We start from the raw sequence: 21463 nt of genomic DNA, 5'->3' as shown, positions 1-21463 counted from the left end.
AACTCATCTTTCTGCTTTTCGCAATAAATCCGGGTGCGACCGATCTGGACGTCGCGCGGGCTACTATATACCGATTGCGGCGAATATCACTCACGATACCGGCGAAAGAAAGGAAATCCATGGCCGACCTGACCATTGGCGACATCGCACCGGACTTCGAGCTTCCCCGCGACGGCGGCGGCACCGTGTCTCTCAAGGCGTTTTCGGGAAAACCCGTCGTCCTCTACTTCTATCCCAAGGACGACACTGAGGCCTGCACCAAGGAAGCAATCTCGTTTACCGGCCTTTTGGGCGAATTCGAAAAGGCCGGTGCGCCGGTCATCGGCGTATCGCCCGACAACGTCAAGAAACATGACAAGTTCGTCAAGAAACACGCACTTTCGGTCATTCTCGCCGCTGACGAGGACACCTCCCTTGCCAATCTCTACGGCGTCTGGAAGGAGAAGAGCATGTATGGCCGCACCTATATGGGTGTGGAACGCACGACCTTCCTGATCGGCGCCGATGGGCGCATCGCCCGGATCTGGCCGAAGGTGAAGGTAAATGGGCATGCCGAGGAGGTGCTTGAAAGCCTCAAGGCGTTGTAGGCAGGAGATATCGATGGCGGGCGAGTTTTCGATTACGTCGCTGAGGGGCGGCGCAACGGCGGCAATCCTGTCGGCCGATCTCGATATCAAGACGCGGCTGGCGCAGGAGACTGCAACCCGGTGGTTCGAGCGGCGGCTGTCCCTGCGCTCGCCGCTCGATCCGCCCCTGCCCGAGCGGCCCGGCCGGCCGGCAAAGCCCGAACTGGTACCGCCGAAGGCAGTTGGCAAGCGTTCGCTGCACACCGTCAACGGCCGCATCGCCACGCTGCATGCGATCGCCCATATCGAGCTCAATGCGGTGGACCTTGCGCTCGACATCGTCGCCCGGTTTGCGACCGAGCCGGTGCCGAACTCCTTCTTCGACGGATGGATGCAGGTGGCCTTCGAGGAAGCTAAACATTTCCGCATGGTGCGGGCCCGGCTGAACGACATGGGCGCCGACTATGGCGACATGCCCGCACATGACGGCCTCTGGCAGGCGGCCCACTCCACTCGCAACGACCTTACCGCCCGCCTCGCCGTCGTGCCGCTCATTCTCGAAGCCCGCGGGCTCGACGTAACGCCATCGCTGCAGGCGAAGATGCGCGAGACCGGCGATCTCGAAAGTGCAGCCGTTCTCGACGTGATCTACAATGACGAAAAAGGCCATGTGGCGATCGGCGCGAAATGGTTCCGCTTTCTGTGCGCCCGTGAACGCAAGGATCCGGCAGCGACGTTCCAGCAACTTGTGCGCGCCAATTTCCGCGGTTCGCTGAAGGCGCCCTTCAATGATATCGCCCGTGCCGAGGCGGGCCTGACGCCGTCATTCTACAGGTCGCTGACCTCCACCAGCTACGCCTGAACGCCTCGATTAAAGCGTTCGTTAACCATATCCATGTGTAATCCCGACAATGGGAACAGCGGCCGGACGAGTCGCATCTCCGGGAGATCCGCGTGGCGAAGGGAACCGAAAACCGGGTGTTTGGGAAGCGGGCGCCCCAGCACGTTCTCATTTTCGCCAGCGGTGAAAAGATCCGCCACATGACGATCCGGCCCTGGATGGCCGCGTTGACCTTCTGTTTTCTCGGCGTTTTCGCAATCGGCTATCTCGGAGCCACCTCCTATCTCGTGATCCGCGACGACCTGATCGGCGCGACCATGGCGCGGCAAGCTCGCATGCAGCACGATTACGAGGATCGGATCGCCGCGCTGCGCGCGCAGCTCGACCGTATCACCTCGCGCCAGCTTCTCGACCAGCAGGTGGTCGAGCAGAAAGTCGAGAAGCTGCTGGAACAGCAGAACGCCCTCTTTTCGCGCCACGGCAAACTTGGTTCTCTTCTGAACCGCGCCGAGGAGTCCGGCCTTACGACGCCGGAAATACCGGCACCGACCCTGCTTCAGCCGCCAGCCAAGGAACGCCAGGCTGCGCTTTCCGGCGGCGGCGGCATCCAGGCGATCGAGAAGCTTCTCTCCGGCGAAACCTCCGCGACTCCCCTCCAGACGCCGACGGCACTCGGTTATGCGCCGTTGCGCGAAAACATTGCCGACCGCGCCGACCGGGTCTTCTCCAAGGTGACGCTGTCACTGAAGAACATCGAGAAGGAACAGCTTGCCAGGATCGCGAACCTGACGACCGGCGCTTCCGAGACCGCGGACGCGATCGCCGCGATCCTGAAACGGACCGGCGTCGAGGTGGCATCCGCGGATAAGGCGACGGACGAAACCGCGAACGGCGTTGGCGGCCCCTATGTCGCGCCACAAACCCATATCGGCGCCTTCGACGCCTCGCTGGACGAACTCGACGCCGCACTCAGCCGACTGGAAGCCGTGCGCGAGACGGCGCGCGACCTGCCCTTCGGCAATCCCGCGCCCGGCCGTCCGGTCACCAGCCGCTACGGCAACCGCATCGATCCCTTCCTCGGCCGGCTTGCGCTGCATGCGGGCATCGATTTTCAGGCCTCGACCGGCGACGACGTGAAAAGCACCGGCGCCGGCAAGGTGGTTTCGGCGGGCTTCGCCAGCGGTTACGGCAACATGGTCGAGATCGACCATGGCCAGGGCATCACCACACGCTACGGCCATATGTCGAAGATACTGGTGAAGGAAGGTGACGAAGTGGCTGCCGCGGACGTGATCGGCAAAGCGGGCTCGACCGGCCGCTCCACCGGTCCGCACGTCCACTACGAGGTCCGCCGCGACGGCAATCCCGTCGATCCCGTCCACTTCCTCAATGCCGGCATGAAGCTCACCACCTACCTCAATTGAGGTAAGCCGTCGGTCAAAAGGCAATCCTTTGCCGGCAGAACGATAGCCGGCTTGCCCCGTGAGCATCTTCATTCACCAATCCGGCGGCCAATCGCCTTGCTTTCCTTGACTTTTGGACATTTTGGTCCTATGTCGCGGGCCAGTGTCGAGCAGCCATGCATCGACTCCCATAGTGTTCGTACAGAACCGGAACGGAAACAGAATTCCCTTTGACCACATTTGCTGATCTTGGCCTGAGCCAGAAAGTCCTCTCCGCTGTCACAGACGCGGGTTACACGATCCCCACGCCGATCCAGGAAGGGGCAATCCCGCATGCGCTGCAGCGCCGCGATATCTGCGGCATCGCGCAGACAGGCACGGGCAAGACGGCATCCTTCGTTCTGCCGATGCTGACGCTTCTGGAAAAGGGCCGCGCCCGCGCACGCATGCCGCGTACGCTGATCCTCGAGCCGACCCGCGAACTCGCAGCCCAGGTCGCCGAAAATTTTGAAAAATACGGCAAGAACCACAAGCTCAACGTCGCGCTTTTGATCGGTGGCGTGTCCTTCGACGATCAGGACCGCAAGCTGGAACGTGGCGCCGACGTGCTGATCTGCACCCCCGGCCGCCTGCTCGACCACTGCGAGCGCGGCAAGCTTTTGATGACCGGCGTCGAGATCCTGGTCATCGACGAGGCCGACCGCATGCTCGACATGGGCTTCATCCCGGATATCGAGCGGATCGCCAAGATGATCCCCTTTACCCGGCAGACGCTGTTCTTCTCGGCCACCATGCCGCCGGAGATCCAGAAGCTCGCCGACCGCTTCCTGCAGAACCCGGAACGGATCGAAGTCGCCAAGCCCTCTTCGACCGCCAAGACCGTGACGCAGCGCCTCGTCGCGTCGCACAACAAGGACTACGAGAAGCGCGCCGTGCTGCGCGATCTCATCAAGGCCCAGGACGATCTGAAGAACGCGATCATCTTTTGCAATCGCAAGGTCGACGTCGCCGATCTTTTCCGTTCGCTCGAGCGGCATGGCTTCTCGGTCGGCGCGCTGCATGGCGACATGGACCAGCGTTCGCGCACCACGATGCTGCAGAATTTCCGCGACGGCAATATCCAGCTGCTGGTCGCCTCCGACGTTGCCGCACGCGGCCTCGACTTGCCCGATGTCGGCCACGTCTTCAACTTCGACGTACCGATCCATGCGGAGGACTATGTCCACCGCATCGGCCGGACAGGCCGCGCCGGCCGTTCGGGCCGCGCCTTTACCCTCGTCACCCGCTCCGACACCAAATATCTCGACGCCATCGAGAAGCTCATCAACGAGAAGATCGAATGGCTGAACGGCGACATCTCCGCCCTTCCGGCGCCGATGGAAAGCCATGAGAGCGAACGTGGTGGCCGCAAGGGCCGGGATCGTGATAAGGAGCGCGGCCGCGGCAGACGAAGTGATTCGGGACGTGTCGATACCGGGCGCAGCGCTTCGAGTCACAAGGTTGACACGAAGATCGAAGATAATCCGATTGAAGCAGTCGAAGAGGTATTTGTGGAAGCTAGGGTGGAAACCGTGAAACCGGAACGCAAGGCAGACAGGAAGCCGCAGAACAACGGCGGCAACCGCAATTCGCGGCCGACGCCTGCCCCGGCACCCGCGAACGACGACAATCGCGAGCGTCGCCAGCGTTACCACCGCGACCACGACGACGGCCCGACACCGATCGGCTTCGGCGACGACATTCCGGCTTTCATGCTGATCGTCGCAAACGGCGGCAAGGCCTAACACTTCCGTGTTCACGCCCGGCGTTGATTTCCCTGGCGTCGGTGCCGGGCTGGTGATTCTGCGCGACGACGGCAAGGTTCTGCTTTGCCGTCGCCTGAAGGCGCCGGAAGCGGGCTTCTGGAACATCGTCGGCGGCAAGGTCGATCCGATGGAGCCCTCCTCGGAAGCCGCCCGCCGCGAGGCGGAAGAAGAGACCGGCCTCACCATCGGCAAGGTCGATTTTCTCTGCGTCGCCGAAGAGATCATCGAGGCCGACCGGCAGCACTGGGTCTCGCTGATCTACGTCACCAGGGATTTCACCGGCGAACCTTCGCTCACCGAGCCCGACAAGCTGTCTGACATCGGCTGGTTCGATCCGAAAGATCCGCCTCTCCCGCTTTCACCGTTTTCTGCCAAGGCGTTCGCACATCTTCCAGAATGAACTCGAACGAAAGCCGCTCCGGAAAACCGAAGCGGCCGACTTGATGAAATCATTTCGACAGAATTTCCGGACGCGACCCTGGTCGAGAGATTCGGCAGCCCACGCCCCTCAGTACAAGACGAACCTACGCGCTTCACATTCTGTCCAGCAAGATGCGAAATCTAGCACTCGGGGTCGGGTTCAGGATTTCGCGTTGGCACGCACGGCCGCGTCGAATGCGAGCCGGACCCATTTGCGCATCTCGTCTGGATCGTCAAAAGCGTCTTCCGGCACCGACCAATAGGGCATCAGCACCGGTTTTCCCTTCTTTCCTTCATAGAACCATTGCCTGGCGCCGGCCGCTTCGAATTCCGGTGCGCTGACAGCATCCACCTTCAGCATGATCTCGCCGCGCAGATCGATCGCGACGATCAAACCGTCGTGATAGATGCCCTTGCCGCCGAACATGCGGCGGATGGAAACCGGACCGAGCCCCTCGAACATGTCCTCGATATCGGAATTGTCCATTTCCTTACCTTCTCAAAATCCCGCCGGCGGCGGTCACCGCTTCCGGCGTATCCACGTCCAGATGCGCGGCGGCGCCTATATCCACGTCGATCACCGAAAGCCCGGAGTTTTCGATGATCGCGCGGGCTCCGACATCGCCTTCCAACCGCAATACGGCATCATAGGCTATCCGCGGAAGAATGATCGGGTTGCCGCGTTTTCCGTCCGAGACCGAACGGACCACGACCCCGCCGCCGGCCTGCCGGAAGGCGGCGATCAGCAGGTTCAGATGCTCCGTGGTGACGCCCGGCATGTCGGCCAACATGACGAGGATGCCGTCCTTCTGGACCAGTTCCGGACTGGAGAAACCGGCAACCAGCGAACTTGCCATGCCGGAGGCGTAGTCCGGATTGAAGTGAGAACCGATATCGAGGCCGGCCAGCGCCATCTCGATCTCGTCGCGCCGATGACCGGTTACGGCGATGACAGGCGAAGCCTGCGACGCCAGCAGTATCCCGGCGGTGCGGCGGACAAGTGGGATGCCGTCGAACTCGGCGAGCAGCTTGTGCGGCCCGTCCTTGCCCATGCGCCGCGCCTGGCCGGCGGCAAGAATCAGGGCACCGACCGACAATGTCGCCGCCTTTTCGGCCGTGGCATCGCGCGGGCGCGGGCGGGTCGGGATTTCCATCAGCAGTCCGCCTACGCCCATGCCGGTGATATCGAAGGAGGTCGGCGTCTCGCCGGCCATCAGCCGGTTCAGCACCCAGTCGAAACCGTTTTCCTTCGGCGAACGGGCACAGCCCGGGGCACCCAGCACCGGGACCTTGCCGATCCGCCCGAGAACCAGAAGATTTCCGGGGTCGACGGGCATGCCGACCTGGTCCACCTTACCGCCCGCGCGTCGGATGGCCGCGGGAATGACATCGTCCGGATCGGCCACCGCCGAAGCGCCGAAGACGATAATCATAGCCGGCTCATTAATTTCCTCGGGTCGAAGCTGTTGAAGAACCTCGGCAAGGCGTTCGGTGGAATGGGGAATGCGGATTTCTTTTATTAGCCGGCTACCGGATGGTGCGAGCCTCTGCTCCAGCAGCTTCGCGGTCCGATCCATGACCGACACTTTCAGCGAAGGAAGCTCGGTTGCGACCAGCGTCACCGCACGGGGACTGAAGGCTTTTACCTCGAAGGCGACCGATTCTGCCAGCAGTGCGACGGCTTCAGCGACCTTCACGCCGCCGACGGCAAGCGGGATGATCTTGACCGTCGCCACCATGTCGCCGGCGCGCACCGCCACATGGTCGGCAAGACAGGCAAGCGTGATCGCCGGATCGATGCGGTTCAGCGCGTCGACCACCCTCTTGTCGGCGACAAAAAGACCATCCACCCTGGCATAGATGTTGACGCGGCCAGTCGTCGCCTCCGAGAACCGCAGATTGTCCGGCGTGATCGCATCGGCAATCGCCTGGGCCGCATCATCCTCCAGCATGTCGCCGGGATCGAGCCGGACCGCGACGACCGATGCGACGCCTTCTTCCGAAAGCCGGGCGATATCCTCCCGCGACAGTATCTGCCCCTTCGACATGCGGCCGGCGGGCAGTCTGATGCTATGCGCCAGCACTACGCCTTCCGCTTCACCGAGCACGAACGTCCCGTATCTCATAGGGTCACCCTACGGTGACGAGATCGCGCCGGCGAAAAGCCTGGACGATCTGGGCAAGCGTGGCGAGCGCGATCTCGGCGGGGCTCGCGGCGCCTATGTCGAGGCCGATCGGCGCGGCGATGCGGCCGATCTCGTTGTCGGTGCGGCCCAATTCCTTCAGCCGCTCCACACGCTTCGCATGGGTCTTCCGGCTGCCAAGCGCTCCGACGTAGAAGCACCCGACCCGCAGCGCTTCCGAGAGCGGGAAATCGTCGATCTTCGGATCGTGGGTGACGGCCGCCAGTGCCGTATAGGCGTCGAGCGGGTGATCCTTCAACACGTCTTCTGGCCAGTCGGCGATCAGCTCGACGCCCTCGAAACGTTCTTCGGTCGCAAAAGCCGTGCGCGGATCGATGATCGTCAGGTCATATCCGGCGACCGGGGCCAGCCGGGCCAGCGCCTGGCTGATATGGACGGCACCGATCACCACGATGCGCGGCGGCGGCAGATGAACATTGAGGAACAGCGACTGTCCTTCGAGTTCCACCGTTCCCGCCTTGCCGCTGCGAAACGCTTTTGCGGTTTCCTCCCCAAGCAAACCCGATACGGGTTCGCCCTCCAGGATGACCTCCACCTGATCGTTGGCGAGATCGGTTACAACAACGGCAGCCCTGCGGGAACGCCGGGCGGCGTTGAGCTTCGTCAGTGCGTCGAGCTCCATCAGCCGAGCCTTTCCACATAAACCCGAATCCGGCCGCCGCAGGACAGACCGACCCGCCAGGCGGTCTCGTCGGCAACCCCGAATTCGAGCATCTTCGGAGCGCCGCTCTCGATGACGTCGAGCGCCTCCGTGATCACAGCACCCTCGACGCAGCCGCCGGAGACGGAGCCTTCGAAATTGCCTTCGCTATCGATGACGAGATGGCTGCCGGTCGGCCTGGGAGCCGAGCCCCAGGTCTCGATCACGGTTGCAATCGCCACGTTGCGGCCGGCCTGCTTCCAGCTCTCGGCGGTCTGCAACGGGTCCAGAATTTCGGAAACAGTCATGCGACCCTCCTCACATCCAAATAACGCCGCGGGTCCGCGGCCTTTGTCCGATCATCCGACAATGCAATCGCCAAATCGGCAAGCGAGCGCAGGTTATGGACGGCACGAAACTCGTCCACATGCGGCAGCATGGCCCGCACGCCACGCGCCCGCGCCTCGAAACCATCGAAGCGCAACAGCGGGTTCAACCAGATCAGACGGCGGCAGGACCGGTGCAGCCTGTCCATTTCCCGTGCCAGCTCCTCGACGCCCTCGCGCTCAAGACCGTCGGTGATCAACAGCACGACGGCGCCCTGCCCCAGCACGCGGCGGGACCAGAGCCGGTTGAATTCGGCAAGCGTCGCGCCGATCCTCGTTCCACCGGACCAGTCGCGCACCGCATCGGTGCAGCCGGCCAGCGCTTCGTCCGGATCGCGGCGGCGCATCTGACGGGTGACGTTGGTCAGCCGAGTGCCGAAAAGGAAGGTATGCACCCGGGTGCGCTTTTCGGTCAGCGCGTGCAGGAAATGCAGGAAGATGCGGGTGTACTGGCTCATTGAGCCGGAAATATCGGCAAGCACGACCAGCGGCGGCGGCGCGGTCTTGCGTTCGCGGAACCGCGGCAAAATGAGATCGCCGCCGCTCTTCATCGCCTGGCGCATGGTGGCGCGCGGGTCGATCCTCGGCGGGCGGCCGGACGGCCGGAACCGCCGCGTTGCCACCTTGTCCAGCGGCAGAGCGAGCTTGACCAGTTCGCGCCGGGCCTCAACCAGCTCGGCCGCGCTCATCTGGGCGAAATCCATGCGCTTGAGGATCTCGCCGGCAGAGGTCGTGAAGCGGGAGTCCACTTCGATCTCCGGCGGTTTCTTGCGGTTTGGGGTCTCCGGCTGGTCCGCCGTCAGCGCCTCGCTGACGCGGGTGGCGCCGGCCTTCTGCTTTTCCCTTTCGCGATTGTCGGCTGCCTTCGGCGACATCATCGCGATCATCTTGCCGACCAGATCGCGGGAACGCCAGAACAGGCGAAAGGCCTCGTCGAAGACAGGCTGGTCCTCGTGGCGCCTGACGAAGACGGCAGACAGCGCCGCGTGGAACTCCTCGCGCGAACCGATGCCGATCGCATCGACCGCGGCAATCGCGTCGGCAGCAGCGGCCGGCCCGGTCTTCAGCCCGGCACGGCGCAATACGCGGGAGAAATAGACGAGGTTGTCGGCGAGCCGGCCATCATCGCCAGACCTCCCCGGACCGAACCCTGTAACGCCGGCCGAAACCGGGGGCACGATCATTCCGTCGTCGCTCAAGCCTGCCATGGCCCCTATCCCGCTGCCAGCAATTCGGCCTTCACTTCGGAAAGCACCCGTTCGCCTTCTCCGCCTTTGATGCGGGCGATATCGTCCTGATATTTCAAGAGCGTGCCGAGCGTGTCGGCGATCGTTTCCGGATCGAGGGCGATCCGGTCGAGCTCGGTCAGCGCCGTCGCCCAGTCGATGGTTTCGGCCACGCCCGGGTTCTTGAAGAGGTCGACTGTCCGCAGCCTCTGCACATAGGCGACCACCTGCCGCGACAGGGTTTCGGAGCATTGCGGCACTTTGCGGCGGATGATCTCCAGTTCCTGTGCCGCATCCGGATAATCGACCCAATGATACAGGCAGCGCCGCTTCAGCGCATCGTGGATTTCGCGGGTGCGGTTGGTGGTGATGATGACGATCGGCGGCTCTGCGGCCTTGATCGTCCCAAGTTCCGGGATGGTCACCTGGAAGTCCGAAAGGACCTCCAGCAGGAAGGCTTCGAAGGCCTCGTCCGTGCGGTCGAGCTCGTCGATCAGGAAGACCGGCGCCGGACCACCCGGCTGGCCGAGCGCCTGCAGCACCGGCCGGCGGATCAGGTGACGCTCGGAAAAGAGGTCCGCCTCGATGCGCGAGCGATCCTTGACGCCCGACGCCTCCGAAAGCCGGATGTCCAGCATCTGGGCCGGATAATTCCATTCGTAGACTGCCGAGGAGATATCGAGGCCTTCGTAACACTGCAGCCGGATCAGCGGCCGGTTCAAGGCCTTGGCCAGCGTCTTGGCGATCTCGGTCTTGCCGACGCCGGCTTCGCCTTCGAGGAAGAGCGGGCGTTTCATCTTCAGCGCCAGGAAGATCACCGTGCCGAGCGAGCGTCCGGCAAGATAATCCTCGGCGCCCAAAAGCGCGATCGTCTCGTCGATCGAGGTCGGTAGAGAGCTCGTTTTTCCTTCAGGCATGATCACACCCTTTCAAACGGCATCCTATAAGCTACGAAAGCCGCGATCCAGATAGATGAGCGAGGGGTTCGCCTCGCCGAAATGCATGGCCCTCACCTCGCCGAACATGACGAAATGGGTCGAAACCCGTTTTATGTCGGTCAGCCGGCAATCGAAGCTGACGACGGCATCGGCCAGCACCGGAGCGCCGGTCACCAGCGTCTTCCAAACTCCGAGCGCAAACCGCTCCCCGGCGGGAATGCCGCTCAGGCCCGCAAACCCCGTCGCCAGCGCCTGATGATGCGCCGCCAGCGAATTCAAAGCAAAGACGCCGCTCCTCTCGAAGATGGCATTGCTTGCATTGCTGCCGTTCAGGCAGACGAGCACGGTCGGCGGGTTGTCCGAGACTGAGCAGGCTGCCGTCACCGTCACGCCGCGCCGCACGCCTTCGAATTCTGTCGTCACAACCTGGACGTGGCCCGCGTATCGTGCCATGCCGTTGCGGTAGTGGACGGGGTCGAGGAGAGGCTGGTCCGTCAAAGGCATCTCTTGAAAGGCATCGGGGGACCGCCGTCAGTCCCGCATTACTCTTCGAGATATGGTGGCAAAAACCCTTGATGTCTACCGGAGTTGCGGCTTTTTACTTCGACAAGCCGATTCTCTTTGACGGCTGCGATGAGAAAGCTAAATGTCGCTTCGAGAAAGAATCCCAGGAAAAACATGACAGCACGACGTTTCATCATCGCCGGACTGCTGGCTTCGTTTCTCGGATGCGGATCGGCACCGGCGGCAGTGATCGGGGTGGTCGCGCCGCGCTCCGGCCCATACGCACCGCTCGGCAATCAGGTCTTTCAGGGCGCACGCGCAGCAGCGGACGCGGGCGGCGACACCGTCGTCGAGATCGACGAAAGCTGCGATGAAAACGGTGGCGCTGCCGCCGCCAGAAGCCTCGCCAACGCGAAAGTGTCCGCCGCCGTCGGTTTCCTCTGCGTCGAGACGCTCTCCACCGCATTGCCGCTGCTGAAGGCCGCACAGATTCCGGCCATTACCGTCTCGGTGCGCTCGAAAATCCTGATGGAGGACACGCTGCGGAACGGCTGGCCCTTCTTCCGCATGGCGCCAGCCGAAGGCGACGAGGCGGAGAAACTGTCCGAAACCATCCTCAGCATCTGGAAGGCGGAGCCGATCGCGCTGGTCGAGGACGGCACGATCTACGGCCGCGAGCTCGCCAGCGCCATCCGTCAGCGCCTCGAACCGATGGGCATCACGCCGATCTTCACCGACACGTTCCGACCTGGCCAGGAACAGCAGGTGGCACTGGTGCGTCGTCTCGCCAAGGCGGGGGCAAGCCATGTGTTCGTCGGCGGCGACCGCAACGACATGGCGATCATCGCCCGCGACGGCGCTTCCGAAAACTTTCCCCTCACCTTGCTCGGCGGCGACAACTTGCGTGCGGCCAACCGTCCGGTGCCGCTGCGCGAGGGCGTCCTGGCCGTCGCCCTCCCGGAATATGCCACCCTGCCCTCCGCGGCGGCGGCCGTCGCGGCCCTGCGCGCGAAAAATATCGACGCGGACGGTTATCTGCTGCCTGCCTATGCCGCGACCGAACTTGTTCACCAGGCGGTGACCGCAGCCGCAGGCCAGCCCCTGGCACAGACGATCGGCAGCCGCTCCTTCAGTACCGTCATCGGCCCGATCGCCTTCGATCGCAGTCATGAGCTGAAGGACAATCCGTTCCGCCTGCTCGAATGGCGGGGATCCACGTTCGTCCTCTCGCGTCCGGCGACGGACTAACGATTGTTCCGCCCGCAGCGCGATGTTAGAGGGACCGTCGACAACCGGAGACTTTCGACCCATGACGCTCGCCACTGCCCTGCCGATCCGCATCGCCCCGTCCATTCTCGCGGCCGACTTTTCAAAACTCGGCCAGGAAGTGCGCGACGCCGTCGAAGCGGGAGCCGAGTGGGTCCATCTCGACGTGATGGACGGGCATTTCGTGCCAAACATCTCGTTCGGTCCTGACGTCATCAAGTCGCTGCGACCCTACACCACCGCCTTTTTCGACTGCCACCTGATGATCTCGCCTGCCGATCCTTACCTCGAAGCCTTCGCCAAGGCCGGATGCGACGGCATTACCGTGCATGTCGAGGCCGGGCCGCACCTGCACCGCTCGCTTCAGACGATCCGCTCGCTCGGCAAGAAGGTCGGCGTCACGCTCAACCCGGCGACGCCGCTCTCGGCGATCGAAAACGTGCTGGACGATATCGACCTGATCCTGATCATGAGCGTCAATCCCGGCTTCGGCGGTCAGAAGTTCATTCCCGCGATGACCGACAAGATCCGCGCTGCCAAGGCCATGATCGGCAGCCGGCCGATCGAGCTGGAAGTCGATGGCGGCATCACCGCCGAGACGATCGGCGCGGCAACCGCTGCGGGCGCCAATGTCTTTGTTGCCGGATCTGCGGTTTACAAAGGCGAAGGAATCGCGGCCTATCGTGAGAACATCGCGCGGCTGAAAGCTGCGGCGGAGGACGGACGCAGATGATATCAGCCTTGCGATCTTCGGTTCCGGCATTTGCGGCGATGTTGTTCGCCGGTGCCACGGCCGCTGCCGATATCGCAAGCGTCCGCCCGATCGGCTTTTCCTCCGACGGCGCCGTTTTCGCCTTCGAGGAATACGGCATCCAGGACGGATCCGGTTTTCCCTATGCCAATATCTACGCGCTCGACCTCAACAAGGATACCTACCTGCCCGGGACGCCGTACCGGGTCCGGCTGGAACAGGATGGAGCGACGATCGCCAAGGCCCGCTGGCAGGTGCACAATGACGCGGATGGAATGATCGAGACCCACGAGCTCGCCAATCATCCAGGCGAGGTCGTCGCTTTCAATCCGATCACCGAGATCGGCAACGATCCCCATCAGCTGCGATATCTCAGCGTTGCGGCCGTACCGCCGGTCGGAGAAGCCAATACGCTCGTCCTCGACGAGGTCCCGCAGCCGCTCGGCCCGCAATGTGAAGGCATAGTCGAAAAGACGGTCTCGTTGCGCCTTCGCTTTACTGAACGGAACGGGAAACCTGTCAACGACGTGGTCCACGAAGACCAGCGCATCCCAGCGTCACGCGGCTGCGTCACCGGCTACCGGCTCGCTGGTGTCGTCGCCGGCTCGTCGCTCGAAGGCGCTGCGGTCGAAGTCGCGCTGATCATGGTCCTCAGCGCCGGTTTCGAGGGCCAGAACGGCCGCTGGATCGCCGTTCCGGTCAAGACAGCGCCCTAACTCCTGTTTGATCGCCTCAAAAACTTGAGCTTCGCCGCGCTTCTTGCTACAGCGCAGCCGACACTCGTGAAGGAAACGACAAGCCCATGATCCCCCGTTACTCGCGGCCCGAAATGGTCGCCATCTGGTCGCCCGAAACCAAGTTCCGCATCTGGTTCGAGATCGAGGCTCATGCCTGCGATGCGCTTGCGGCAATCGGCGTGATCCCGAAGTCGGCAGCGGAGACGATCTGGGCAAAGGGTGGGTCGGCCACGTTCGACGTTGCCCGCATCGACGAGATCGAAGCCGTCACCAAGCATGACGTCATCGCGTTCCTCACCCATCTTGCAGAATTCGTCGGGCCGGACAGCCGCTTCATCCATCAGGGCATGACGTCCTCCGACGTGCTCGACACATGCTTCAGCGTCCAGCTGGTGCGCGCCACCGACCTCCTGCTGGCCGATATCGACAAGCTGCTCGAAGCGCTGAAGCGCCGCGCCTTCGAGCACAAGGACACGGTTACGATCGGCCGCAGCCACGGCATCCACGCAGAGCCGACAACGTTCGGCGTCAAGCTCGCCCAGGCCTATGCGGAATTCGACCGCAACAAGACCCGCCTGCTCGAAGCCCGTGAAGAGATCGCCACCTGCGCAATTTCCGGCGCGGTCGGCACCTTTGCCAATATCGATCCGCGCGTCGAAGAACATGTCGCCGCAGCGCTTGGCCTGAAGCCGGAGCCGGTCTCGACCCAGGTCATCCCGCGCGACCGTCACGCCATGTATTTCGCGATCCTCGGCGTCATCGCCTCGTCGATCGAGCGGCTGTCGATCGAGGTCCGCCACCTGCAGCGCACCGAAGTCCTCGAAGCGGAAGAGTTTTTCTCGCCGGGCCAGAAGGGCTCGTCGGCCATGCCGCACAAGCGCAATCCGGTGCTGACCGAAAACCTGACGGGCCTCGCCCGCATGGTGCGCTCCTATGCGTTGCCGGCCATGGAGAATGTGGCGCTCTGGCACGAGCGGGACATTTCCCATTCCTCGGTCGAGCGCATGATCGGCCCGGACGCGACGGTAACGCTCGATTTCGCCCTGGCGCGGATGACCAGCGTGATCGACAAGCTGCTCGTCTACCCCGACAACATGATGAAGAACATGAACAAGTTCCGTGGGCTTGTTCACTCGCAGCGGGTTCTGCTTGCCCTTACGCAAGCCGGGGTCTCCCGCGAGGACGCCTATCGCCTCGTGCAGCGCAACGCGATGAGGGTCTGGGAAGAAGGCAAGGATTTCCTCGAGGAACTGCTGGCGGACCAGGAAGTCCGCGCCGCTCTCTCCGAAGAGGACCTACGCGAAAAATTCGACCTCGGCTATCACACCAAACACGTGGACACGATCTTCCGCCGGGTCTTCGGCGAGGCTTGATCTTGACCCTCTGCGAACACAGATAGGCGCCATGAAGGCATCCGAAGCAGATATATTGATCGTCCCCGGCTACACCAATTCCGGGCCGCATCACTGGCAGACCCGTTGGGAGCAGAAGCTGACGACGGCCCGGCGGGTCGAGCAGGAGGAATGGTCGAAGCCCGTGCGCGAGGACTGGGTCGCACGTGTCGCCGAAGAAGTGAACCGTGCGACGCGGCCGGTCGTCCTCGTCGCCCATTCGCTCGGCATCCCGACCGTCATTCATGCCGTTCCGCTGTTCACGAAACCGGTGGCCGGCGCCTTTTTCGTGGCCCCGCCGGAAGTGGACAATCCGTCCATCCGGCCCAAGCACCTGCAGACCTTCGGCCCCTACCCGCGGGATCCGCTTCCCTTCCCGTCGCTAACGGTTGCAAGCCGCAATGATCCGTTCGGCTCCTACGAACATGCAGACGACATCGCTTCCGCCTGGGGTTCGATGCTGGTCGATGCAGGGGAAGCCGGCCACATCAACCAGGATTCCGGCCATGGACCGTGGCCGGAAGGCACGATGGTTTTTGCCCAGTTCATCAGCCGCCTGAAGCCTTGAAAACACGGGGGAATTGGCGTTTGCCACTAATTTCCGCGTGCATCAATTCGAACAGCAATTTTAAGCTGGATTTAATTGACACTTGCTAAAGTGCCCGCTCGTTTTGTTGCGAGCCAGGCTGTGCCGATGCCGTCAAATGTTCTCCCACGCCCTTTGGTCTCCGACCCAGGAGACGAAATCGGCGTTCTTGAGACGGTATTCGAAGCCGCCCCCTTCCCGATTGCCATTATCGACCATGCCGCGGCGCTCTTGTTCGCAAATGGCGCATTCAAACGCGAGTGGATTGGCGAGAGCCAGAAGCCGGCGGTCTTTTCGACCCTCCTGCATTCCGATGACGAAGCCGACTTCCATCAGGCGATCCAGGGCCTGAACATCGTTTCCCCGGCAAAACGCCTGGAGCTGCGCGTCATGCACCCAACCGGTTCGCAGCGATGGGCGCTGGCCACGTTCGCGCCGCTCGGCAAAAACCTCAAAGGGCAGTTTCTGTTTGCCGTCCATCTGAGCGACATCACGGATCAAAGAGGGCAGTTCGAAGAACTTGCCGAACGCGAAAGCCGCTGGGACAACGCGCTGGTCAGCTCGGTCTCAGGCGTCTGGGATCATAACTACGCGACAGGCCAGAAGTACTATTCGCCGGTGTGGCGGCAGATCCGGGGAATGTCGGCGGAGGATCCGCTGGCCGCCAGCACGGAGGAATGGCTCGAGCTTGTCCATCCGGACGACCATGCGCGCGTCATCCACGCCATGGAGCGACAGATCGCCGGGGATCCCGCCTACGCCGTCTTCGACTATCGCGAACGCCACAAGCAGGGGCATTGGGTCTGGATCGAATGCCGGGGCGCCTGTGTCGAATGGGACGCGAGCGGCAAGGCGACCCGCGTGGTCGGCACGGACACGGACATCAGCGCCCGCAAAGCCGCTGAAGAGAGGACGGCGCAGATGTCGAGGCGGCTCGACATGGCGCTCGAAATATCCGGCATTGGCGTCTACGAATCCGACTTCTCCACCGGCCAGGTTGAATGGGACGAACGGATGTTCCGGATCTACGGACTGGAAAAGACCGAGGAAGTGAAGATCGGCGGGCTCTGGGAGAGCTTCCTGCACCCGGACGATGCGGCACGCGTCCAGGCAAACGTCTCTGCCCATATCGAAGAGGGCAAACGTTTCTCGGACCAATACCGCGTGATACTGCGGGACGGCTCCGAACGCGTCGTGCGCACCCGCACCATGTCTTTCATCGACGGTAACGGTCACCAGAAGATGGTCGGCGCCAACTGGGACGTCACGGCCGATGTGACGCTTCACCGGGAACTGGAACGGGCAAAGACCCTTGCCGAGGCGCGCAACCGCGAACTCGAAGCCGCCCGCAGCAGCATCGAGCACAACGCGATGCACGACTACCTGACCGATCTCCCCAATCGGCGTTATCTCGACGAGATGCTGGATCGCATGGCGGCGGAATGCGCCCGCGACCGACACGGCATCGCAATCCTCCATATCGACCTCGACCGCTTCAAGCAGATCAACGACACGCTCGGCCACAGTGCCGGCGACATGATGCTGAAGCATGCGGCGAAAGTCCTCAAGGGCACGATCCGCAAGGGCGATTTCGTCGCCCGTATCGGCGGCGATGAGTTCGTCATCCTGTCGAAATTCGAAGGATCGCCGCGCAAGCTCTCGCATCTGGCCGACCGCATCATCAAAGAGTTGCGCAAGCCGGTATCCTATGAGGGCCACGACTGCCGTTTCGGCGCCAGCATCGGCATCGCCTGCCACACGGGAGCGGATGTGGACGCGAGACAGCTTCTCCTGAACGCCGATATCGCGCTCTACCGGGCCAAGAACCGCGGCCGCAACCGGCATGAATTCTTCTCTGCCGAGACCCAGAACGAGATCATCAGCACCAAGCGTATTTCCGACGAGATCCTTCTTGCTCTCGAGCGCGACGAGTTCATTCCGTATTATCAGCTGCAGTTCGATGCGCGGACGCTGGAGATCGCCGGCGTGGAAACGCTGGCGCGGTGGATGCACCCGGAACGCGGCATGCTGTCTCCCGACAAATTCCTCGATATGGCCGAGGAACTCGATGTCGTCTCGGTGATCGACGGCACCATCCTCGACAAGGCGCTTGCCGATTTCCGGGACTGGCGCGCGCGTGGCCTTTCGATTCCAAAACTTTCGGTCAACGTTTCCTACCGGCGGCTGCACGACGCCTCGCTGTCGCGCAAACTCAAGAAGCTCAAGATCGAGCCGGGCACGGTGTCCTTCGAACTGCTGGAATCGATCTTCCTGGACAATTGCGACGACGATGTGCTGAAGAACCTGGCGCGGATCAGGAAGCTCGGCATCGAGATCGAGATCGACGATTTCGGCACCGGTCATGCCTCGATCATCAGTCTCCTGCGGCTCAATCCGCGCGCGCTGAAAATCGATCGCGAACTCGTCCGCCTGGTCTCGCAGTCGCAAAAGCAACGGAAGATGGTCGGATCGATCATCGAGATCGGCAAATCGCTGAATATCGAGGTTGTCGCGGAAGGCGTCGAGACCACGGAACAGATCCGCATCCTGCGTGATCTCGGCTGCGACGTGCTGCAGGGTTATGCGCTCGCAAGACCGATGCCGCGCGGCAGCATTCCGGATTTCATACTTTCCGCCCGGTGGCGTCCAAGCGAAAATCCGCAGCCCGACAATCGCAAGCGGCACCCCACCGGCGACTGAGATCCCGATTTATGCAAGAAAGAAAAGCCGCGCCCGGCCGGACGCAGCTTTCACATCAGACCGCCTGAATACGGCTTATTGGTTCTCGATCTGATCGATTGCCTGAGCCAGAAGCTCCACCATCTTGGTGCGGATATCCTGGTCGGAGATGGATACCCCGGCGGCATCGAGATCGCTGCGCAGTTTGCGGAACACATCCTCGTCGCCCGCTTCCTCGAAGTCGGCAACAACGACTTCCTTTGCGTAAGCGTCGGCATCCGCCTTGCCGAGCAGGCCCGCTGCCCAGAGGCCGGCGAGCTTGTTGCGGCGGGCGAGCGCCTTGAACTTCAACTCCTGGTCCAGGGCAAACTTGTTTTCAAAGGCTTTTTCGCGATCGCTGAGGCCACTCATCTCGGGTCTCCCAAAGTGAACTTATATGGGACCCCATAATCAAAAGACGAGGCGAGCGCAATCGGCGGGACGTCGATTCCGACACTGACGGAAGCGGAATCGTGGCCGGCAGTTGACGAATGCGAATTCCGCCGCGGGGAAACCCGCGCCCCGCTGTCTTTGCCCACAGCCTTTTTGCCGGGTCTGGTGACAGGGCTGGCATCGCCAATCACAGCTCCTCGCCTGGAATTGAGATACCGGCCGCGTCGAAATCATGACGCAATTTGGTGGCTAAGTCCTGCGGAGCCTTGCCGTCGAGGATTGAAATCCCAGATCACGGCACAGGCGCCTGCATCGGCAGAGGGAGCAGCCATGCGACCCGGAGGCCCATCAGCCCTTGCGACGACTTCCCGCGCGAAACCGCACGCTTTGGTCACAGGTAAATTGGTCGTTAACGGCTTTGGCCCGTTCACAAAGAGCATATATGTCATGGGTCCCTCCTTTTCCTGTTTATTACCGCCCTTTCGGCCCGGACACCTCAGTTGCTAGAGCAAAACCTTCGAGAACCCGTGTAATCTGAAGCTCACTGATTCCTGGTTGGGCTTCGCCCACCCCTCGCCCACAAAGGTTTGGAGGCCCGCATTGTGAAACCCGTTCTTTTCCGATAAGGGACCGCTCAACATCATCCATTGCGTCCGTTAGGGGCGCCAACAATGAGACAAGAATCATGAACCGTCGCCGCCGTATCTACGAAGGCAAGGCCAAAATCCTTTATGAAGGCCCCGAGCCCGGCACGTTGATCCAGTTTTTCAAGGACGACGCCACTGCCTTCAACAAGAAGAAACATGACGTCATCGACGGCAAGGGAGTACTCAACAACCGCATCTCGGAATACCTCTTCACCCATCTGAACAAGATCGGCATCCCGACGCATTTCATCCGCCGGCTGAACATGCGCGAGCAGTTGATCAAGGAAGTGGAGATGATTCCGCTCGAGATCGTGGTGCGCAACGTTGCCGCCGGATCGCTTTCGACCCGCCTCGGCATCGAAGAAGGCATGGTCCTGCCGCGCTCGATCATCGAGTTCTATTACAAGTCCGACGCGCTCGCCGATCCGATGGTCTCCGAGGAGCACATCACCGCTTTCGGCTGGGCGAACCCTGCCGAACTCGACGACATCATGGCGCTCGCCATCCGCGTCAACGACTTCCTCTCCGGGCTTTTCCTCGGCGTCGGCATCCAACTCGTCGATTTCAAGATCGAATGCGGCCGCCTGTTCGAAGGCGACATGATGCGCATCATCCTTGCCGACGAAATCTCGCCGGACAGCTGCCGGCTCTGGGATATCGAGACCCGCGAAAAGATGGACAAGGACCGCTTCCGGCGCGATCTCGGCGGGCTCGTTGAAGCCTATTCGGAAGTCGCTCGGCGTCTCGGAATCATCAATGAAAACGAACCGATCCGCGGGACCGGGCCGGTTCTCGTCAAGTAATCTGGGGGTTGGATCAGTGATCAAGGCACACGTGACAGTCACGCTCAAGAACGGCGTTCTCGATCCGCAGGGCAAGGCCATCGAAGGCGCGCTCGGCAGTCTCGGTTTTTCCGGCGTCGGCCATGTGCGCCAGGGCAAGGTCTTCGACCTCGAACTCGAGGGCGCGGACAAGGCCAAGGCGGAGGCGGACCTGAAAGCCATGTGCGAGAAGCTGTTGGCAAACACTGTGATTGAGAATTATACTATCGCACTCGACTGAAGGTTGCGGAGTATGTGATGGCCGAGATCACAAGTGAATTGATGTATGAGCTTCTCAAGAAGATTCATCAGCGATTTGATAAAGTCGAACTATCAATTGGTGAGTTGCGAGCCGACCACATGACCTTAAGAGGACAACTTCACGTTCTCCAAGGGGATATGAACAATCTTCGCGTCACGATTGGGCATATTGAAAATCGACTCGACCGTATCGAAAACCGCCTCGAACTGCGCGAGCTCGCCGAGGCCCAGGCAAGGTTTGAACCGCACCCATGAAATCCGCCGTCGTTCAGCTTCCCGGTCTCAATCGCGATCGCGACATGATCGCCGCCCTCACCAAGATCTCCGGCAAGGCGCCAATCACCATCTGGCAGACCGAGACCGACATTCCGGATGATGTCGACCTCATCGTCATTCCGGGCGGGTTCTCCTATGGTGATTACCTGCGCTGCGGAGCGATTGCAGCCCGTATGCCGGTCATGCAGGCGATCCGGGACAAGGCCGACAAGGGCGTCAAGGTGCTCGGCGTCTGCAACGGTTTCCAGATCCTCGTCGAAGCGGGCATGCTGCCTGGCGCATTGATGCGCAATTCCTCGCTGAAATTCGTCTGCAAGGAAGTGAAGCTCGAAGTGGTCAACGCCGACACGGATTTCACCCGGGCCTATGAAAAGGGCCAGGTGCTTCGCTGCCCGGTCGCCCATCACGACGGCAACTATTTCGTCGATGCGGAGACCTTGTCCGGCATGGAAGATCGCGGCGAGATCGTCTTCCGTTATGCCGAAGGCACCAACCCGAACGGCTCGCTGAACGATATCGCCGGCGTCATGAACAGCCGCGGCAACGTGCTCGGCATGATGCCGCATCCGGAAAACCTGATCGAAGCCGCCCATGGCGGCAATGACGGGCGCGGGATTTTCGCCTCGGCGCTCGATGTGATCGCCGCGACCGCCTGAACCTTCATCTTATCCGGATCGATCCCA

At 62.0% G+C, this 21463-nt stretch carries 23 protein-coding genes; 15 read left to right on the top strand and 8 right to left on the bottom strand.

Annotated elements, in window-relative coordinates; genetic code table 11:
* The first annotated feature begins 119 nt into the window (after nt 1–119).
* The 5 genes from GQ59_RS13690 (at nt 120) to GQ59_RS13670 (ending at nt 5015) form a co-directional block, all read left to right on the top strand.
* Entirely contained in the window at nt 120–587 is a 468-nt protein-coding gene (locus tag GQ59_RS13690) for a peroxiredoxin (protein ID WP_037082049.1), read from the top strand.
* A gap of 13 nt (nt 588–600) precedes the next feature.
* Nucleotides 601–1428, top strand: coding sequence for a ferritin-like domain-containing protein (locus GQ59_RS13685; RefSeq protein WP_037082047.1), 828 nt, complete (start codon nt 601–603; stop codon nt 1426–1428).
* A 92-nt stretch (nt 1429–1520) separates the two neighbouring features.
* Entirely contained in the window at nt 1521–2831 is a 1311-nt protein-coding gene (locus GQ59_RS13680; protein ID WP_037082044.1) for a M23 family metallopeptidase, read from the top strand.
* Between the two features lie 209 nt (nt 2832–3040).
* A complete protein-coding gene (locus GQ59_RS13675) occupies nt 3041–4594 on the top strand; it encodes a DEAD/DEAH box helicase (protein WP_037082042.1) in 1554 nt (517 codons plus the stop codon).
* 7 nt (nt 4595–4601) lie between these two features.
* Entirely contained in the window at nt 4602–5015 is a 414-nt protein-coding gene (locus tag GQ59_RS13670) for an NUDIX domain-containing protein (RefSeq protein ID WP_037082039.1), read from the top strand.
* Between the two features lie 180 nt (nt 5016–5195).
* Here the strand turns inward: GQ59_RS13670 and GQ59_RS13665 are convergent, their stop codons facing one another.
* From GQ59_RS13665 to GQ59_RS13635, 7 genes are read right to left on the bottom strand one after another with little or no spacing between them, the layout of a single operon-like run.
* Nucleotides 5196–5522 carry a TfoX/Sxy family protein gene (locus tag GQ59_RS13665; protein WP_037082037.1) on the bottom strand — a complete coding sequence of 109 codons (327 nt, stop codon included), beginning with the start codon at nt 5520–5522 and terminating at the stop codon, nt 5196–5198.
* A gap of 4 nt (nt 5523–5526) precedes the next feature.
* Complete coding sequence (locus GQ59_RS13660; RefSeq protein WP_037082034.1) at nt 5527–7161, bottom strand: NTP transferase domain-containing protein; 1635 nt, start codon at nt 7159–7161, stop codon at nt 5527–5529.
* 4 nt (nt 7162–7165) lie between these two features.
* A complete protein-coding gene (locus GQ59_RS13655) occupies nt 7166–7861 on the bottom strand; it encodes an XdhC family protein (protein ID WP_037082032.1) in 696 nt (231 codons plus the stop codon).
* Nucleotides 7861–8187, bottom strand: a complete 327-nt coding sequence (locus GQ59_RS13650) for an XdhC family protein (RefSeq protein WP_037082029.1) — start codon at nt 8185–8187, stop codon at nt 7861–7863. The genes GQ59_RS13655 and GQ59_RS13650 overlap by 1 nt, the downstream gene beginning before the upstream one ends.
* Nucleotides 8184–9449 (bottom strand): vWA domain-containing protein, encoded by a 1266-nt coding sequence (locus GQ59_RS13645; RefSeq protein ID WP_037082429.1) that lies wholly within the window; start codon nt 9447–9449, stop codon nt 8184–8186. The genes GQ59_RS13650 and GQ59_RS13645 overlap by 4 nt, the downstream gene beginning before the upstream one ends.
* 29 nt (nt 9450–9478) lie before the next feature.
* Nucleotides 9479–10408 (bottom strand): AAA family ATPase, encoded by a 930-nt coding sequence (locus GQ59_RS13640; protein WP_037082427.1) that lies wholly within the window; start codon nt 10406–10408, stop codon nt 9479–9481.
* 24 nt (nt 10409–10432) lie between these two features.
* Complete coding sequence (locus GQ59_RS13635) at nt 10433–10933, bottom strand: flavin reductase (protein WP_037082027.1); 501 nt, start codon at nt 10931–10933, stop codon at nt 10433–10435.
* Nucleotides 10934–11107: 174 nt separating this feature from the next.
* Here GQ59_RS13635 and GQ59_RS13630 point away from each other — a divergent pair, with 174 nt between their 5' ends.
* The 6 genes from GQ59_RS13630 to GQ59_RS13605 all read left to right on the top strand — a co-directional run bounded on the left by GQ59_RS13630 (nt 11108) and on the right by GQ59_RS13605 (nt 18364).
* Complete coding sequence (locus GQ59_RS13630; protein ID WP_037082025.1) at nt 11108–12181, top strand: ABC transporter substrate-binding protein; 1074 nt, start codon at nt 11108–11110, stop codon at nt 12179–12181.
* A gap of 61 nt (nt 12182–12242) precedes the next feature.
* Nucleotides 12243–12932 (top strand): ribulose-phosphate 3-epimerase, encoded by a 690-nt coding sequence (gene rpe, locus GQ59_RS13625; protein ID WP_037082022.1) that lies wholly within the window; start codon nt 12243–12245, stop codon nt 12930–12932.
* Nucleotides 12929–13666, top strand: coding sequence for a DUF2259 domain-containing protein (locus GQ59_RS13620; protein WP_051903941.1), 738 nt, complete (start codon nt 12929–12931; stop codon nt 13664–13666). The genes rpe and GQ59_RS13620 overlap by 4 nt, the downstream gene beginning before the upstream one ends.
* Nucleotides 13667–13752: 86 nt before the next feature.
* Nucleotides 13753–15060, top strand: coding sequence for an adenylosuccinate lyase (gene purB, locus GQ59_RS13615; RefSeq protein ID WP_037082020.1), 1308 nt, complete (start codon nt 13753–13755; stop codon nt 15058–15060).
* A 31-nt stretch (nt 15061–15091) separates the two neighbouring features.
* Nucleotides 15092–15646: an RBBP9/YdeN family alpha/beta hydrolase gene (locus GQ59_RS13610; RefSeq protein ID WP_037082018.1), complete on the top strand. Its 555-nt coding sequence runs from the start codon at nt 15092–15094 to the stop codon at nt 15644–15646.
* Nucleotides 15647–15772: 126 nt separating this feature from the next.
* Complete coding sequence (locus tag GQ59_RS13605; RefSeq protein ID WP_051903940.1) at nt 15773–18364, top strand: sensor domain-containing protein; 2592 nt, start codon at nt 15773–15775, stop codon at nt 18362–18364.
* A gap of 75 nt (nt 18365–18439) precedes the next feature.
* On the opposite strand, the gene GQ59_RS13600 is transcribed toward GQ59_RS13605, so the two are convergent.
* Nucleotides 18440–18754, bottom strand: a complete 315-nt coding sequence (locus GQ59_RS13600) for a DUF1476 domain-containing protein (protein ID WP_037082016.1) — start codon at nt 18752–18754, stop codon at nt 18440–18442.
* Nucleotides 18755–19460: 706 nt separating this feature from the next.
* Between GQ59_RS13600 and purC the strand changes: the two genes are divergently transcribed.
* The 4 genes from purC to purQ are packed head-to-tail and all read left to right on the top strand — an operon-like array spanning nt 19461 to nt 21436.
* Nucleotides 19461–20225, top strand: a complete 765-nt coding sequence (gene purC, locus GQ59_RS13595; protein ID WP_007770061.1) for a phosphoribosylaminoimidazolesuccinocarboxamide synthase — start codon at nt 19461–19463, stop codon at nt 20223–20225.
* A gap of 16 nt (nt 20226–20241) precedes the next feature.
* A complete protein-coding gene (gene purS, locus GQ59_RS13590) occupies nt 20242–20484 on the top strand; it encodes a phosphoribosylformylglycinamidine synthase subunit PurS (protein WP_037082013.1) in 243 nt (80 codons plus the stop codon).
* 17 nt (nt 20485–20501) lie between these two features.
* Nucleotides 20502–20759, top strand: coding sequence for a hypothetical protein (locus GQ59_RS13585; protein WP_037082011.1), 258 nt, complete (start codon nt 20502–20504; stop codon nt 20757–20759).
* Nucleotides 20756–21436: a phosphoribosylformylglycinamidine synthase subunit PurQ gene (gene purQ, locus GQ59_RS13580; protein ID WP_037082010.1), complete on the top strand. Its 681-nt coding sequence runs from the start codon at nt 20756–20758 to the stop codon at nt 21434–21436. The genes GQ59_RS13585 and purQ overlap by 4 nt, the downstream gene beginning before the upstream one ends.
* Nucleotides 21437–21463 lie beyond the last annotated feature (27 nt).

Source organism: Neorhizobium vignae, assembly GCF_000732195.1.
Taxonomy (GTDB): Bacteria; Pseudomonadota; Alphaproteobacteria; order Rhizobiales; family Rhizobiaceae; genus Neorhizobium; species Neorhizobium vignae.
Note: the sequence above shows the minus strand (reverse complement) of the source record. Positions and strands in the feature narration are given on the sequence as shown.